General features: G+C 62.6%; 12 protein-coding genes. 10 read left to right on the top strand and 2 right to left on the bottom strand.

Features of this window, described 5'->3' with window-relative positions; genetic code table 11:
* Positions 1 to 29 precede the first annotated feature (29 nt).
* The 4 genes from rng (at position 30) to tldD (ending at position 7808) form a co-directional block, all read left to right on the top strand.
* Positions 30 to 1487: a ribonuclease G gene (gene rng, locus ABVN20_RS17920; protein WP_368557036.1), complete on the top strand. Its 1458-nt coding sequence runs from the start codon at positions 30 to 32 to the stop codon at positions 1485 to 1487.
* Between the two features lie 75 nt (positions 1488 to 1562).
* Complete coding sequence (locus ABVN20_RS17925; protein WP_368557037.1) at positions 1563 to 5366, top strand: YhdP family protein; 3804 nt, start codon at positions 1563 to 1565, stop codon at positions 5364 to 5366.
* A 133-nt stretch (positions 5367 to 5499) separates the two neighbouring features.
* Complete coding sequence (locus tag ABVN20_RS17930; protein WP_368557038.1) at positions 5500 to 6348, top strand: carbon-nitrogen hydrolase family protein; 849 nt, start codon at positions 5500 to 5502, stop codon at positions 6346 to 6348.
* Between the two features lie 17 nt (positions 6349 to 6365).
* Positions 6366 to 7808, top strand: a complete 1443-nt coding sequence (gene tldD, locus ABVN20_RS17935) for a metalloprotease TldD (RefSeq protein WP_368557039.1) — start codon at positions 6366 to 6368, stop codon at positions 7806 to 7808.
* A gap of 48 nt (positions 7809 to 7856) precedes the next feature.
* On the opposite strand, the gene yjgA is transcribed toward tldD, so the two are convergent.
* Positions 7857 to 8381: a ribosome biogenesis factor YjgA gene (yjgA, locus tag ABVN20_RS17940; RefSeq protein ID WP_368557040.1), complete on the bottom strand. Its 525-nt coding sequence runs from the start codon at positions 8379 to 8381 to the stop codon at positions 7857 to 7859.
* Positions 8382 to 8489: 108 nt separating this feature from the next.
* On the opposite strand from yjgA, the gene pmbA reads away from it, so the two are divergent.
* The 6 genes from pmbA to ABVN20_RS17970 all read left to right on the top strand — a co-directional run bounded on the left by pmbA (position 8490) and on the right by ABVN20_RS17970 (position 13841).
* Positions 8490 to 9836: a metalloprotease PmbA gene (gene pmbA / locus ABVN20_RS17945; protein ID WP_368557041.1), complete on the top strand. Its 1347-nt coding sequence runs from the start codon at positions 8490 to 8492 to the stop codon at positions 9834 to 9836.
* 244 nt (positions 9837 to 10080) lie between these two features.
* A complete protein-coding gene (locus ABVN20_RS17950; RefSeq protein WP_368557042.1) occupies positions 10081 to 10488 on the top strand; it encodes a FagA protein in 408 nt (135 codons plus the stop codon).
* A complete protein-coding gene (locus ABVN20_RS17955; RefSeq protein WP_368557043.1) occupies positions 10469 to 11845 on the top strand; it encodes a class II fumarate hydratase in 1377 nt (458 codons plus the stop codon). The genes ABVN20_RS17950 and ABVN20_RS17955 overlap by 20 nt, the downstream gene beginning before the upstream one ends.
* A gap of 27 nt (positions 11846 to 11872) precedes the next feature.
* The gene (locus ABVN20_RS17960) at positions 11873 to 12304 is read left to right on the top strand and encodes a hypothetical protein (RefSeq protein WP_368557044.1); all 432 of its coding nucleotides are present in this window, start codon (positions 11873 to 11875) and stop codon (positions 12302 to 12304) included.
* A 1-nt stretch (position 12305) separates the two neighbouring features.
* On the top strand, positions 12306 to 12917 hold the full coding sequence (locus ABVN20_RS17965; protein WP_368557045.1) for a superoxide dismutase: 612 nt from the start codon (positions 12306 to 12308) through the stop codon (positions 12915 to 12917).
* A 30-nt stretch (positions 12918 to 12947) separates the two neighbouring features.
* Complete coding sequence (locus tag ABVN20_RS17970; RefSeq protein ID WP_368557046.1) at positions 12948 to 13841, top strand: ZIP family metal transporter; 894 nt, start codon at positions 12948 to 12950, stop codon at positions 13839 to 13841.
* Positions 13842 to 13889: 48 nt separating this feature from the next.
* On the opposite strand, the gene ABVN20_RS17975 is transcribed toward ABVN20_RS17970, so the two are convergent.
* Complete coding sequence (locus ABVN20_RS17975) at positions 13890 to 14162, bottom strand: HPr family phosphocarrier protein (RefSeq protein ID WP_368557047.1); 273 nt, start codon at positions 14160 to 14162, stop codon at positions 13890 to 13892.
* Positions 14163 to 14165: the final 3 nt, after the last annotated feature.

Genomic DNA, 14165 nt, shown 5'->3' on the forward strand with positions numbered 1-14165 from the left:
TCGTGAACACGCCTGAACGAGACCCTGCCATGAGTGAAGAGATCCTGATCAACATCACGCCGATGGAATCGCGCGTGGCGGTGGTTGAAAACGGTGTTCTGCAAGAGGTCCACGTCGAGCGCACTCAACGGCGAGGAATCGTCGGCAATATCTACAAGGGCAAGGTGGTTCGCGTACTGCCGGGCATGCAGGCGGCGTTCGTCGACATCGGCCTGGACCGCGCGGCCTTCATCCATGCCTCGGAAATTTCCCTGCGCGAAGGGCCGGCCGTCGAGAGCATCAGCGCGCTGGTGCATGAAGGCCAGAGCCTGGTGGTGCAGGTGACCAAGGATCCGATCGGTTCCAAGGGCGCGCGCCTGACCACTCAACTGTCGATCCCTTCGCGTTATCTGGTGTACATGCCGCGTACCGCGCATGTTGGCATTTCCCTGAAGATCGAAGACGAAGCCGAGCGCGAACGCCTCAAGCAGGTGGTCACCGACTGCGTGGCCAAGGAAGGGATCAAGGAAGCGGGCGGCTTCATCCTGCGCACCGCCGCCGAAGGCGCGGGCGCCGATGAAATCCTCATGGACATCCGCTACCTGCGCAGGCTCTGGGATCAGATCAGTGAGCAGATCAAGACCATCAGCGCACCGAGCGTGATCTACGAGGACCTCGGCCTGGCCTTGCGGACCCTGCGCGATCTGGTGAGCCCGAAGATCGAGAAGATCCGTATCGACTCGCGGGAGACCTTCCAGAAAACCACGCAGTTCGTCGCCGAACTCATGCCGGAAATCGCCGATCGCCTGGAACACTACCCCGGCGAGCGGCCGATCTTCGACCTGTACGGCGTCGAGGACGAAATCCAGAAAGCCCTCGAACGCAAAGTCCCGCTGAAGTCCGGCGGTTACCTGGTGGTGGACCCGGCGGAAGCCATGACCACCATCGACGTCAACACCGGGGCGTTCGTCGGTCATCGCAACCTAGAAGAAACCATCTTCAAGACCAACCTGGAGGCGGCCACCGCCATCGCTCGCCAACTGCGCCTGCGTAACCTGGGCGGGATCATCATCATCGACTTCATCGACATGGAAGATGAGGAGCACCAGCGTCAGGTGCTGCGCACGCTGGAAAAACAGCTGGAGCGCGACCACGCCAAGACCAACATCATCGGCATCACCGAACTGGGCCTGGTGCAGATGACGCGCAAGCGTACCCGCGAAAGCCTCGAACAAGTGCTGTGCGAGCCGTGCACGAGTTGCCAGGGGCGCGGCAAGCTGAAGACGCCGGAAACCGTTTGCTACGAAATCTTCCGTGAAATCCTCCGCGAAGCTCGCGCTTATCAGGCAGAGGGCTATCGTGTATTGGCGAACCAGAAAGTCGTTGACCGCTTGCTCGACGAAGAGTCAGGCAACGTTGCCGAACTGGAAGGTTTTATCGGACGCACCATCCGGTTCCAGGTGGAAACCATGTATTCCCAGGAACAATACGACGTGGTGCTGCTCTGAATCCCTGTGCTTTTTCCTCACTAGAACGGCTGGCCTCAGCTTGTTGCAGTTTTTTTGCCATGGGAGCCAACTGACATGGACCGTCTGACACGCCTGATGGCCGCACTGACCCGTTGGGGTCTGGGCCTGTGCGCGTTGGTTTTGGTGTTGATGGCGCTTTACGTCAGCCTGGGGCGCGAGCTGACGCCGCTGGTGGCCGAGTATCAGGCCGAAGTCGAAGCCAAGGGCAGTGCCGCCCTTGGCATGCCGTTGAACATCGGCGCGCTGGAAGGCAACTGGCGCGGTTTCGCACCGATTCTGTTCGCCCACGATGTCACGGTCGGCGAGGGCAGCCATGCCCTGCACCTGGACCAGGTACGCGTGGTCCCGGACGTCTGGGCCAGTCTGCTGGCGCGCGAAGTGCGCATCGCCCACCTTGAACTCAACGGTCTGAAGATCAACCTCAAGGAAGGCGAGGACGGGCATTGGGCGCTGCAAGGCCTGCCGGTGCAGGAGGATCAGCCGCTCGATCCGGAGCAACTGCTCAACCGGATGCAAATGGTGCAGCAACTGTCGGTGCTCGACAGCCAGGTGACGTTGCAGCCGCTGGATCAGCCGCCGCTGACCTTCACCTACGTAGGCCTGAACCTGAAAACCGGGGCCTACCGGCAACGGCTCGATGCACGACTGAACCTGCCCGACGGCCAGCCGGTGGCAATGAGCCTGCGCACACGCATCCGGGCCAGCCAGTGGCAGGACGGCGAAGCCGATGGCTATCTGAGCCTGCCGCAAAGCGACTGGTCGAAGTGGCTGCCTGAACGCCTGACCCAACAATGGAATTTTTCCCGGATCAAGGCCGGTGGCGAGCTTTGGTTCAACTGGAACAAGGGCGCGTTGCAGAGTGGCGCGATCCGCTTGAACGCGCCGCAGCTCAAGGGTGCCTACGCCGAGCGCAAACCGATCCAGATCAACAACCTCGCGCTCAACGGTTACTTCCAGCGTAACGCCGAAGGTTTCCTCGTGACCCTCGATTCCCTGGCGATGAACCTGGGCGAGACCCGCTGGGAGTCACGCCTGCAACTGCGCCAGAGCCATGCCACCGACAAGGCCGAGGAACTCTGGCATCTGCAAGCCGACCGCCTCGACCTGACGCCACTGACACCCTTGCTCAATGCCCTGGCGCCTTTCCCGCAGGGGCTTGCCACGGCGGTCGAACGACTCAAGGTCACCGGTGGTTTGCGCAACGTGCTGCTCGATTTCCGCCCCGGTGCCACTGACGACAGCAAGGTCAGCTTTGCCGCCAACCTCGATCAGGTCGGCTTCGATGCCTACCACGGCGCGCCGGCGGCGAGAAATGTCAGCGGCAGTATCAGCGGTGACCTTGGCCATGGCGAACTGCGGATGGACAGCAAGGACTTCGTCCTGCACCTGGACCCGATCTTCGCCAAGCCATGGCAATACATCCAGGCGAACGCCCGGCTGACCTGGAAGCTCGACAAGGAAGGTTTCACCCTGATCGCGCCGTACCTGAAGGTGCTGGGCGAGGAAGGCAAGATTGCCGGCGACTTCCTCATCCGCCTGCATTTCGACCACTCCCAGGAAGACTACATGGATCTGCGGGTCGGCCTGGTGGAGGGGGATGGCAAATACACCGCCAAGTACCTGCCGGAAGTGCTCAGCCCGGAGCTCGACGAATGGCTGCGTACCGCCATTCTCAAGGGCGCGGTCGATCAGGGTTTCTTCCAGTATCAGGGCTCGCTGAACCATGGGGCGGCCGACGCTGACCGCAGCATCAGCCTGTTCTTCAAGGTGCACGATGCCGAGCTGGCCTTCCAGCCGGGCTGGCCGCATGTCAGCAAGGTCAGTGGCGATGTGTTCATCGAAGACAGTGGCGTGCGGATTCTGGCGAGCAAAGGCCAGTTGCTCGACACCCAGGTCAGTGACATCTACGTCAATATTCCGCACGCGCCCGCCGGGCAAAGTGTCCACCTGTTACTCGATGGCGCCTTCGACGGCGGCCTGGGTGATGGCCTGAAAATTCTCCAGGAAGCACCGATCGGCACCGCTGACACCTTTGCCGGATGGCAGGGCGAGGGCGACCTTACCGGCAAGCTGAAGCTGGATATTCCGCTGGTCAAGGGTGAGGAACCGAAGATCCTGGTCGACTTCAAGACGGCCAAGGCCCGCTTGAAACTCGCCGAACCGGCCCTCGAACTGACTCAGCTCAAGGGCGATTTCCGCTTCGACAGCGCCAAGGGCCTGAGCGGGCAGAACATCAGCGCTCGCGCGTTCGACAGGCCGGTTACGGCGCAGATCTTCGCCGACGGCAGCCCGGGCAAGATCAAGACGCGGGTCAGTGCCTCCGGCCAGGTCGAGGTCAAGAAACTCACCGATTGGCTCAGCGTGAGCCAACCGCTGCCCGTGTCGGGGCTGATTCCTTATCAGCTGCAACTGAACCTGGGCGGCGATGACAGTCAGTTGATGGTCAGTTCCAGCCTCAAGGGGGTGGCCGTCGATCTGCCTGCGCCGTTCGGCATGGCCGCCGATGTCGGGCGCGACACGATGTTTCGCATGACCCTGCAAGGGCAGGATCGTCGTTACTGGGTTAAGTATGGAGATCTGGCGAGCTTCACGTTCGAGGCGCCGCCTGCCAGCTTTGCCGACGGTCGCGGCGAGTTGTTCCTCGGCAATGGCGATGCGGTCCTGCCGGGGGCCAAGGGCCTGCGGGTACGCGGAGCGCTGTCCGAGCTGGATGTCGGTCCCTGGAAAACGCTGGTGGACAAGTACGCCGGACAGGATCCGGGCGGCAGCGCCAAGCAGTTGCTCAGCAGCGTCGACGTCAAGGTCGGCAAGCTCAGCGGTGTCGGCACCACACTGGATCAGGCGGCGGTGCAGCTCAACCGCAAGCCGAGCGCGTGGGCCTTGCAGCTCGACAGTCAGCAGGTCAAGGGCAACGCCAACATCCCCGATACGAAAGGTGCGCCCATCGCGGTCAACCTGCAATACGTGCGCTTGCCCGCACCGGACCCGACCGTGCAGGCTGACGAGAACGCGCCGGACCCGCTGGCCAGCGTCGACCCGACGAAGATCCCGGCGCTGGATATCACCATCAACCAGTTGTTCCAGGGCCAGGATCTGGTCGGGGGCTGGTCGCTGAAAATACGCCCGACCGGCAAGGGCATTGCCCTCAACACCATGGACATGGGGCTCAAGGGCATCCTGTTGCAGGGTGATGGCGGCTGGGAAGGCACGCCAGTGGCTTCTGCCAGTTGGTTCAAGGGGCGCGCCAGCGGCAAGAATCTGGCCGATGTGCTCAAGGGCTGGGGCTTTGCCCCAACCGTGACCAGTGAAGAGTTCCACATGGATATCGACGGGCGCTGGCCCGGCTCGCCGGCGTGGCTGGCCACCAAGCGTTTCTCCGGTACGCTGGATGCTTCGCTGAACAAAGGTCAGTTCGTCGAGGTCGAGGGCGGTGCCCAGGCGCTGCGGGTATTCGGTCTGCTCAACTTCAACTCCATCGGCCGGCGCTTGCGCCTGGACTTCTCCGACCTGTTCGGCAAGGGCTTGAGCTATGACCGGGTCAAGGGCCTGCTGACCGCGACGAACGGCGTCTATGTAACCAGCAAGCCGATCGTGATGACGGGGCCGTCGAGTAACGTGGAGCTGGATGGCACACTCAGCCTGGTGGACGAGCAGATCGACGCCAAGCTGCTGGTGACTCTGCCGGTGACCAACAACCTGCCGATTGCCGCGTTGATCGTCGGCGCGCCGGCGGTCGGTGGCGCGCTGTTCCTGATCGACAAATTGATCGGTGACCGCGTGGCGCGTTTCGCCAGTGTAAAATACACGGTCAAAGGCCCCTACAAAGAGCCGAAAATCACCTTCGACAAGCCGTTTTGATCCACCCCGCCCTCTGTAGGAGCGAGCTTGCTCGCGATTGGTCGTCAACGATAACGCTGGCCACCTGACACACTGCGGTGACTGTGATTCCATCGCGAGCAAGCTCGCTCCTACAGGTCCCAAGGAATAGCCCATGTCCCTAGCGGTGATTCAAATGGTCAGCCAGAGCGATGTGCTGGCCAATCTGGCCCAGGCCCGTCGCCTGCTCGAACAGGCCGCTGCGCAAGGCGCGAAGCTGGCGGTGCTGCCGGAAAACTTCGCCGCCATGGGTCGTCGCGATGTCGTCGACATCGGTCGCGCCGAGGCGCTGGGTGAAGGGCCGATCCTGCCATGGTTGAAACAGACCGCCCGTGACCTCAAGTTATGGATAGTGGCGGGCACGTTGCCGTTGCCGCCGGTGGATCAGCCGATGGCCAAGTCTCACGCCTGTTCGTTGCTGGTCAACGATCAGGGCGAAACGGTGGCGCGCTACGACAAGTTGCACCTGTTCGATGTGGATGTGGCTGACAGCCGTGGGCGCTATCGTGAATCCGATGACTATGCTTTCGGAAGTGGAGTGGTGGTAGCCGACACGCCGGTGGGCCGATTGGGCCTGACGGTGTGTTATGACCTGCGCTTCCCCGAGCTGTACAGTGAATTGCGCGCTGCGGGCGCCGAGTTGATCACCGCGCCATCGGCGTTCACGGCGGTGACCGGCGCTGCGCACTGGGAGGTGCTGATTCGCGCACGGGCCATCGAGACACAGTGTTACGTGCTCGCGGCTGCCCAGGGTGGAACGCATCCGGGGCCGAGGGAAACCTGGGGGCATGCGGCGATTGTCGACCCCTGGGGCCGGGTCCTGGCGCAACAGGATCAAGGCGAGGCCGTGCTGCTGGCCGAACGCGATAGCAGCGAACAGGCGTCCATCCGGGCGCGGATGCCGGTGTCCAGTCACCGGCGCTTTTTCTCGCAGGGCGCCCGGCGACCTGCCTCAGAACGTTGAATTAAGGCGTAAAGCATATGAGCGAGTTGTTGTCCTCAGTCAGTGAACACCTCCTGGCGCCTGGCGGCGTCACCCTCGAAAGCCTGCAAGGTGTGCTCGGCGATCTGGCCGGCCCGGGCATTGATGCCGCCGACCTGTATTTCCAGGGACAGATTTCCGAGTCGTGGGCGCTGGAAGACGGGATCGTCAAGGAAGGCAGTTTCAACCTCGACCAGGGCGTTGGCGTGCGGGCGCAATCGGGTGAAAAGACCGGTTTTGCCTACAGCAATGCCATCACCCTCGAAGCCCTCGGTGCCGCGGCCCGTGCCGCCCGCTCGATCTCCCGTGCCGGGCAGAATGGCACGGTGCAGGCCTTCACCGCCCAGGACGTCGCGCAACTGTACGCGCCGGATAACCCCCTGGAAGTGCTGACCCGTGCGGAAAAGGTCGACCTGCTCAAGCGTATCGACGTTGCCACTCGCGCCCTCGACCCGCGTATCCAGCAAGTGACTGTGAGCATGGCCGGGGTCTGGGAGCGCATCCTGGTCGCCGCGACCGACGGCAGCCTGGCGGCGGATGTGCGTCCGCTGGTGCGCTTCAACGTCAGCGTGATCGTTGAACAGAACGGCCGCCGCGAGCGCGGTGGCCATGGTGGTGGCGGGCGTACCGACTACCGTTATTTCCTCGCCGAAGACCGCGCCATGGGCTATGCCCGTGAGGCGCTGCGTCAGGCGCTGGTCAACCTCGAAGCCATCCCGGCGCCGGCCGGTACGCTGCCGGTGGTATTGGGTTCGGGTTGGTCCGGTGTGCTGCTGCACGAAGCGGTCGGTCATGGCCTGGAAGGCGACTTCAACCGCAAGGGCAGTTCGGCCTACAGCGGCCGCATGGGCGAAATGGTTGCGTCCAAGCTGTGCACCATCGTCGATGACGGCACGCTGGCCGGTCGTCGCGGCTCGCTGAGTGTCGATGACGAAGGCACTCCAACCGAGTGCACCACGCTGATCGAGAACGGCGTCCTCAAGGGCTACATGCAGGACAAGCTCAACGCTCGCCTGATGGGCGTGGCCCGTACCGGCAACGGCCGTCGCGAGTCCTATGCGCACCTGCCGATGCCGCGCATGACCAACACCTACATGCTGGCGGGCGAGAGCGATCCGGCGGAAATCATCGCTTCGGTGAAACGCGGTATCTACTGCGCCAACCTCGGCGGCGGCCAGGTCGATATCACCAGCGGCAAGTTCGTGTTCTCCACCAGCGAGGCGTACCTGATCGAGGACGGCAAGATCACCGCGCCGGTCAAGGGCGCAACGCTGATCGGTAACGGTCCGGAAGCCATGAGCAAGGTGTCGATGGTCGGCAACGACCTGTCGCTGGACAGCGGCGTGGGTACGTGCGGCAAGGATGGGCAGTCGGTGCCGGTGGGTGTCGGCCAGCCAACGCTGAAGATCGACGCGATCACCGTGGGTGGCACGGGCGCGTAAGCTGTGAAGCTGCGGGTGGGGCGCCTGGCGACCCACCCGTTTGGAAACTCAGCGCAGGCCGCGTTGGGTTTCGTCCAGCTCACGGATGTATTTGAAGATTTTACGGCTCGAGGCAGGAGGCTTGTTGTGCGCCACCTCGTGCTGGGCCTGACGGACCAGGGAGCGTAACTGCTGGCGATCAGCCTCCGGGTACTCGGAGACGAATTTCTCCAGCACGGCGTCGTCACCGCCAATCAGGCGATCGCGCCAGCGTTCCAGGTTATGGAAACGTTCGTTGTATTGGCGAGTGGAGGCATCGAGTTGATCGAGCAGAACCAGAATCGCGTCAGTGTCCTGATCGCGCATCAGTTTGCCGATGAACTGCAAATGCCGTTTACGCGCGATGTGCGCAACGTGCTTGGGCGCATCCGCCAGGGCCCGGCGCAGGGCGTCGGTCAGCGGCAGTTTTGCCAGCAGGTCAGGCTTGAGCGTCGTGAGGCGCTCGCCGAGGTCAACCAGAGCATGCAGCTCGCGTTTGACCTGGGATTTGCTTTTTTCTCCCGTATCGAGGGAGTCGTCGTAAGAATCAACCATGGTGGCCGTCCGCAAGAAAACGCCGCCATGATAACCAGTCGGGGGCCGCTTGTCCGGCCCGGTCGCTCGAAGGCCTATCCCGATAGCAGAATTTGAGTGGAGAACAGCATGAGTGCAGTTGAAAGCGTCGGCCCACAAGCATTGCCGGCACTGCAGGAACAAGTCGAGCAGATCATTGCTGAAGCCAAGCGTCAGGGCGCCAGTGCCTGTGAGGTGGCGGTGTCGCTGGAGCAGGGCCTGTCGACCTCGGTGCGCCAGCGCGAAGTCGAAACGGTCGAGTTCAATCGCGACCAGGGTTTTGGCATCACCTTGTACGTGGGCCAGCGCAAGGGCTCGGCCAGCACCTCGGCCAGTGGCCCGGACGCGATTCGCGAAACCGTCGCCGCGGCACTGGCGATTGCCAAACATACGTCTGAGGACGAAGCCGCCGGCCTGGCGGATGCCGCGCTGATGGCCAGGGACCTGCAGGATTTCGACCTGTTCCACCAGTGGGACATCACCCCCGAGCAGGCCATCGAGAAAGCCCTGCTCTGCGAAGCCGCGGCTTTCGACGCCGACGCGCGGATCAAGAACGCCGACGGCACCACCTTGAGCACCCATCAGGGTTGCCGGGTCTACGGCAACAGTCATGGCTTCATTGGTGGCTATGCCTCGACGCGCCATAGCTTGAGCTGCGTGATGATCGCCGAGGCCGATGGCCAGATGCAGCGCGATTACTGGTATGACGTCAATCGCATTGGCACCTTGCTCGCCGACCCGGTGAGCATCGGCCAGCGTGCCGCACAGCGGGCCGCGAGCCGCCTGGGTGCGCGTCCGGTGCCAACCTGTGAAGTGCCAGTGCTGTTTTCCGCCGAGCTGGCCGGTGGTCTGTTCGGCAGTTTCCTTTCGGCGATTTCCGGCGGCAGCCTGTATCGCAAATCCTCGTTCCTGGAAGGCACCCTCGGGCAGAAGCTGTTTCCCGAATGGCTGACGATTGATGAACGTCCACACCTGGCCCGTGCCTTGGGCAGCGCGGCGTTCGACGGCGACGGCCTGGCCACTTATGCCAAGCCGTTCGTCGAAAAGGGCGAGTTGGTGTCCTACATCCTCGGCACCTATTCCGGGCGCAAACTGGGCATGCCGAGCACCGCCAACGCCGGTGGCGTGCACAACCTGTTCGTCACCCATGGCGACGAAGACCAGGCCGCGTTGCTGCGCCGCATGGGCCGTGGCCTGCTGGTCACCGAGCTGATGGGGCAGGGCCTGAACATGGTTACCGGCGACTACTCGCGCGGTGCGGCGGGCTACTGGGTGGAAAACGGTGAAATCCAGTTCGCCGTCCAGGAAGTGACCATTGCCGGCAACATGCGCGACATGTTCAAGCAGATCGTCGCGGTGGGTAACGACCTGGAAGTGCGCAGCAACATCCGCACGGGGTCGGTGCTGATCGAGCGCATGACGGTGGCGGGTAGCTAAACCGTTCGCTGCATGACAAAGGCGCGCCACCCATCGGGTGGCGCGCCTTTTTTTATCCTTACAACCTCCCCCTGTAGGAGCGAGCTTGCTCGCGATGGCGGCAAGACAGTCAACACACGAGTGCCTGATACACCGCTATCGCGAGCAAGCTCGCTCCTACAGTAGAAAGCATAAACCTTGGTAGGCTTGTTTTGGTTCTCATTATCATCTAATAATAAATCTCATTACCGAATGAGCCCGGATCATGAGTTCTGCCTTGCACGATCAGCCGTACCTCGATAGCTGGCGCTGGATGAGTCGCCAGATCCGCTGCGCGCTGGACCCCGACGAGCCTCGCCTGATCGAACACTATCTGGCCGAAGGCCGCTATCTGGCGTGTTGCACGGCGACCTCACCCTGGACCATCGCCGAAACCACTTTCCGTCTGCTGCTCGACACCGCCGCCGATGTCGCGCTGCCCTGGCACTGGCGGACCTTCTGCCTGGATCAGGCGTGGCGCCCGCTGCGTGATCTCGAACGCCTGTCCCTGTGCAAATGCCGTCTCAAACGCTGGCAGAGCTACACCTGGCAACTGGCGACCTGCGAGTTGCAACCCTCGATTCCCCTCATTGAACTGGTGCAAGGATTTTCTGATGAACAAGACTCGTATTGAGCGCGACAGCATGGGCGAGCTGCAGGTCCCGGTGGATGCGCTCTACGGCGCACAGACCCAACGTGCGGTGGACAACTTCCCGATCAGCGGCAAGCCGATGCCGGTGCAGTTCATTCGTGCGCTGATCCTGGCCAAGGCTGCTGCCGCCCGCGCCAACATTGATCTCGAGCAGATCACCGCCGCCCAGGGCAATGCCATCGTCGAAGTCGCGCTGGAGTTGCTCAAGGGCGATTTCATGCAGCACTTCCCGGTGGATATTTTCCAGACCGGTTCTGGCACCAGTTCCAACATGAACGCCAACGAAGTGATCGCGACCCTTGCCAGCCGCCAACTCGGCGAGCCGGTGAACCCCAACGATCACGTCAACTGCGGGCAGAGCAGCAACGACATCATCCCGACCACCATCCATGTCAGCGCGGCGCTGGCGCTGCACGAGCAACTGCTGCCGGCACTGACGCGCCTGGTGCAGGTGATCGAGCGCAAGGCTGAAGACGTTCATCACCATGTCAAAACCGGCCGCACCCACCTGATGGATGCGATGCCGGTGCGCATGAGCCAGGTACTCAACGGCTGGGCCCAGCAATTGAAGGCCAACATCGCGCACCTTGAAGATCTGTTGCCGAGCCTGCAATCCCTGGCCCAGGGCGGCACGGCAGTGGGCACCGGGATCAATGCGCATCCGCAATTCGCCGCGCGTTTCAGCCAGGAGCTGAGCACGTTGACCCAGGTGTCGTTCCAGCCGGGCACCAACCTGTTTGCCCTGATTGGCTCGCAGGACACCGCCGTCGCGGTCTCCGGGCAGTTGAAAACCACTGCGGTGTCGTTGATGAAAATCGCCAACGACCTGCGCTGGATGAACTCGGGCCCCCTGGCCGGTCTCGGTGAAATCGAACTCGAAGCCCTGCAGCCGGGCTCGTCGATCATGCCGGGCAAGGTCAACCCGGTCATCCCCGAGGCGACCGCCATGGTCGCCGCCCAGGTGATCGGCAATGACACGGTGATCGCCATTGCCGGCCAGTCGGGCAATTTCGAACTGAACGTGATGCTGCCGATCATCGCCCAGAACCTGTTGAGCAGCATCGAGCTGCTGGCCAATGCCAGTCACCTGCTGGGTGAAAAGGCCATCGCCAGCTTCAAGGTCAATGACGCACGGCTCAAGGAAGCGCTGTCGCGCAACCCGATCCTGGTGACGGCGCTCAACCCGATCATCGGTTACCAGAAGGCCGCCGAGATTGCCAAGAAGGCTTACCAGCAGGGCCGGCCGGTGATTGATGTGGCACTGGAGCACACCGACCTGACCCGCAGCCAGCTGGAAGAACTGCTCAATCCGGAAAAACTCACCGCTGGCGGCGTGTAACCAGCGCAACCGCTTTGGAGGCTCACCATGGAACACTGGAAACGCACAATCGAACGGGCAAACCGCTGTTTCATGCAGGGCGAACTGGTGGATGCCCGTGAGGCCTACCTGCAAGCCCTGGCCCTGGCCCAGGTGCTGTTCGAGCGCTGGCCCGACGCCGACGAAGCGGTAGCCGCCTGCGTGATCTCCCATCACAACCTGGCGGACCTGCACCTGCGCCTGAACCAGCCGGAGGAGAGCGCCGAGTATCTGTGCGCCATCCACCAGCGGTTGCTCAAGACCATACAGGACGTGCGCCTGTCGCCCGCGCTGCGGGAAGCGGCGCTGCGTCAGAGCAGCAAGACCTACGTCGAACTGTTGAATTTCATCAGCGAACACGGCGAATACCCGCGCACCCATCGCCTGCTGCACACCGATGCCGCGTCGCCGCCCGCGCCACACCATCACGGAGTCCATTGAAATGGCTTTTACCTTGCCTGCCTTGCCGTATGCCTACGATGCCCTGGAACCGCACATTGATGCCAAGACCATGGAAATCCATTACACCAAGCATCACCAGACCTACATCAACAACCTCAATGCGGCGGTCGAGGGCACCGAGTTTGCCGAGTGGCCAGTGGAAAAGCTGGTAGCTGCCGTGAAGCAACTGCCGGAAAACCTGCGCGCCGCCGTGATCAACCAGGGCGGCGGTCATGCCAACCATTCGTTGTTCTGGGAAGTCATGGTGCCCAACGGCGGTGGCCAGCCGGACGGCGAGCTGGCCAAGGCCATCGACGAACAATTGGGCGGTCTCGAGCGCTTCAAGGAAGCCTTCACCAAGGCCGCGCTGACCCGTTTCGGCAGTGGCTGGGCCTGGCTCAGCGTGACCCCGCAGAAGACCCTGGTGGTTGAAAGCAGCGGCAACCAGGACAGCCCATTGATGAGCGGCAATACGCCGATCCTCGGTCTGGATGTCTGGGAGCATGCCTATTACCTGCAATACCAGAACCGTCGCCCTGAATACATCAACGCTTTTTACAACGTGATCAATTGGCCCGAAGTCGCTGCACGCTATCAGGCTGCACTGGTTTGAAGCTTCTATAAAAATAATCCAGGGCTGACTATGGGCACTGAAACACTGGCGATCGGAAGTGGGCGGATGTTTCGCTACGCGTTGGGATCGCTGTTATTGCTGGCGGGCATGAGCCTGCTGGTCGCCCAGGGCCTGACGTGGTTGGGGCTCGAGCCGAAACTGTTGCGCGCGTTACAGGGCGGTGCGATCTGCGCCCTGGGCACGGCATTGGGTGCCGTGCCGGTGCTGGTGATCCGGCGCATGCCCCAGGCGCTCAGTGACACCCTGCTCGGCTTCGGCGCCGGAGTGATGCTCGCGGCGACAGCGTTTTCGCTGATCGTCCCGGGCATCTCTGCGGCGGAAAACCTCGGGCTGACCCCGTGGGCGGCCAGCGGGCTGATCAGTTTCGGCATCCTGCTGGGTGCGTTCGGCCTGTTCCTGGTGGATCGGAAAGTCTCCGGTGCCTCACCGGAAATGCTCGTTGGCACACCGGAGCGCCCGGTCATCCCGCCGCGGATCTGGTTGTTCGTGTTTGCCATCATTGCCCACAACATTCCGGAAGGCATGGCCGTGGGCGTTTCGGCAGGCGGCGGCATGCCCGACGCCGATAGCCTGGCCATGGGCATTGCCTTGCAGGATGTGCCGGAAGGGCTGGTGATTGCGCTGGTCCTGGCGGGCGCGGGCATGTCGAGGATCAAGGCATTCCTGATCGGTGCGGCGTCCGGGTTGGTCGAGCCGGTGTTTGCCCTGTTGTGCGCCTGGCTGGTCAGCCTGGCTGAACTGATCCTGCCGTTGGGCCTGGCGTTGGCTGCCGGGGCGATGCTGTTGGTGGTCACCCATGAAGTCATCCCGGAGTCGCGCCGCCATGGTCACGACAAGCTGGCCAGCCTCGGGCTGCTGATCGGGTTCTGTCTGATGATGGTGATGGATACCGCGTTGGCTTAGCCGGGGAGGGGCGGCAGTGGGGCAAGCCCGCTGCCGCAGGCTGCTGACTTATTCGCCTTCGTCAAAATAGTTGTTGATCAACGCCACCAGCGCATCGAGCGCTTCCTGTTCCTGTTCGCCTTCAGTGCTCAGATGGATTTTGGTGCCCTTGCCGGCGGCGAGCATCATCATGGCCATGATGCTTTTGCCGTCGACCATGGACGCCGGGGTGCGCCCGGCCCTGATCTGGCAAGGAAACTGACCGGCCACGCCGACGAATTTGGCGGAAGCACGGGCATGCAGGCCCAGCTTGTTGATGATTTCGATTTCCAGAGCAGGCATCGC

The sequence above is a fragment of the Pseudomonas sp. MYb118 genome, assembly GCF_040947875.1.
In the GTDB taxonomy this organism is placed as follows: domain Bacteria; phylum Pseudomonadota; class Gammaproteobacteria; order Pseudomonadales; family Pseudomonadaceae; genus Aquipseudomonas.